This window comes from Pseudomonas sp. AC463, from assembly GCF_979253585.1.
The window spans coordinates 1-236 of sequence record NZ_CEEDDZ010001164.1 but is presented as its reverse complement, the minus strand read 5'-3'; the positions used below and the strand labels follow the sequence as shown (position 1 = coordinate 236).

At 57.6% G+C, this 236-nt stretch carries 1 protein-coding gene; it reads left to right on the top strand.

Going from position 1 to position 236, the window contains the following annotated elements; all coding sequences use genetic code 11:
• Window positions 1–236 (top strand): hypothetical protein (locus tag AC0IYH_RS33970; RefSeq protein WP_471838878.1); only part of this gene is annotated, 236 nt, incomplete at both ends.

Here is a 236-nt window from a genome sequence, read left to right as displayed (position 1 = left end):
TCCGAGTTTGGGATCACCTCAGATAAATTGCTGCTGGCTTGGCGGGAGATGGAGCAGGCTGTGGAGCAGTGTGGGCGGGAGAATGACGTGAAGCATCTAGTAGAGCGGATGATGGCACTGCAGACTGACATTGTGGACCTGCAGAGGAGCCCGATGGGTCGGAAGCAGGGGGGCACCCTGGATGACCTAGAGGAACAAGCGAGGGAGCTCTACCGAAGACTCAGGGAGAAGCCAAA